We start from the raw sequence: 814 nt of genomic DNA, 5'->3' as shown, positions 1-814 counted from the left end.
GTGCCAAGGGCAAGGGGCTGCTGGACGCCGCGCGCAAGGCGGGGGCGCGGGAGGTGGCCTGCCCGAAGATGACCAAGCCCGCCGACCGGCTCGCCTTCGTCCGGGGCGAGTTCCGCGGGCTCGGGCGGTCGGCCACACCCGAGGCGTGCCAGGCGCTGGTCGACGCGATCGGCAGCGACCTGCGGGAGCTGGCCTCGGCGGCGGCACAGCTGGTCGCCGACATCGAGGGCACGATCGACGAGGCCGTCGTCGGCCGCTACTACACCGGGCGGGCCGAGGCCTCCAGCTTCACGGTCGCCGACCGGGCCGTCGAGGGGCGGGCGGCGGAGGCCCTGGAGGCGCTGCGCTGGTCGCTCGCGACGGGCGTGGCCCCGGTGATGATCACCAGCGCGCTCGCCCAGGGCGTGCGGGCGATCGGAAAGCTGTCCTCCGCGCGCGGTGGCCGTCCGGCCGACCTCGCGCGAGAACTCGGCATGCCCCCCTGGAAGATCGACCGCGTCCGCCAGCAGATGCGCGGCTGGACTCCGGACGGAGTGGCCGTCGCCCTCCGCGCGGTGGCCGAGGCCGACGCCGGCGTGAAGGGCGGCGGCGACGACCCCGAGTACGCCCTGGAGAAGGCGGTGGTGGCCATCGCCCGCGCGGCCCGCTCCCGGGGCCGGGCCTAGCCGGGAAGGCGCGTACACACCAAGGCACGTACACACCAAGACGCATACACACCAAGACGCGTACAAGCACGTACATGCCGAAGATCCCGGCGCCTCCCCTGGGGAAAGGGAACGGCTCCGGGATCTTCGGTTCACGCTGGTCGGATCCG

1 protein-coding gene is annotated in these 814 nt (G+C 74.2%); it reads left to right on the top strand.

Features of this window, described 5'->3' with window-relative positions; translation table 11 throughout:
* Window positions 1-665: DNA polymerase III subunit delta (holA, locus tag C1I97_RS37725; protein ID WP_111007346.1), on the top strand; the 665-nt coding region annotated here is incomplete at its 5' end.
* Window positions 666-814 lie beyond the last annotated feature (149 nt).

Source organism: Streptomyces sp. NTH33, assembly GCF_003236365.1.
Taxonomy (GTDB): domain Bacteria; phylum Actinomycetota; class Actinomycetes; order Streptomycetales; family Streptomycetaceae; genus Streptomyces.
Note: the sequence above shows the minus strand (reverse complement) of the source record. Positions and strands in the feature narration are given on the sequence as shown.